This is a genomic window from Roseateles sp. P5_B10, assembly GCF_056400485.1.
Map to the genome: position 1 here is coordinate 1 of NZ_JBFULE010001362.1, position 869 is coordinate 869.

Here is an 869-nt window from a genome sequence, read left to right on the forward strand (position 1 = left end):
ATATGGGCCAGTTCATCGCCCACATCGGCCCGCAGCGCGTCTTCGTGCTGCCGCCCGGCATCCTGAACCCGAACGGCGAGAACACGTTGACATTGGCCGTCACCACCGACGGCCAGGCGGCCAACGCACTGGAGGCCGTGCGCCTGGTGCCGCTGGCCGTCGCCCGCGGCGGCGTACCGTTGGAGCCGGTGCCCCAACCGCGCAACCTGCAGCGTTGAATTCACATCGAGACAAGACCATGCCCAACCAGATCCTCAAGCCCGTCGACTCCTCGCGCATCCACCCGCTGCTGGCCCACCACACGGCCGGCCTCGGCGCGGACCGCGACGACATCCGCGGCGCCATCGATCGCCTGATCCACAACCTGGTCAACATCGAGGACAAGGACGGCAAGTTCCTGCTGCGCCTGGACGACGGCCGCGTGTTGGACACCAAGGGCTGGAACGGCTTCGAGTGGACCCACGGCGTGGGCCTGTATGGCGTCTACAAGGTCTGGGAGCTGACCGGCGACCCCAAGGCCTGGAACATCATGACGAGCTGGTTCGAGGCCCGCTTTGCGGAGGGCATGCCCAGCCGCAATATCAACACGGTGGCGCCCTTCCTGACGCTGGCCTACCTGTTCGACCGCACCGGCGAGCGTCGCTTCCTGCCCTACATCGATCGCTGGGCCGAGTGGGTCTACAACGAGCTGCCGCGCACCGAAGAAGGCGGCTTCCAGCACATCGTCTACAACAGCGTGAACCACCAGCAGCTGTGGGACGACACGCTGATGATGTCGGTGCTGCCGCTGGCCAAGTTCGGCCTGCTGCTGAACCGGCCGCACTACGTCGAGGAGGCCAAGCGCCAGTTCCTCATCCACATCAAATACC

Annotated in this window: 2 protein-coding genes; both read left to right on the forward strand. The window is 65.7% G+C overall.

Annotated elements, in window-relative coordinates; translation table 11 throughout:
• A partial coding sequence (locus AC1DU6_RS33330) for a beta galactosidase jelly roll domain-containing protein (RefSeq protein WP_477862616.1) occupies positions 1-218 on the forward strand: 218 nt, incomplete at its 5' end.
• Positions 219-238: 20 nt separating this feature from the next.
• Positions 239-869: glycoside hydrolase family 88 protein (locus AC1DU6_RS33335; RefSeq protein ID WP_477862618.1), on the forward strand; the 631-nt coding region annotated here is incomplete at its 3' end.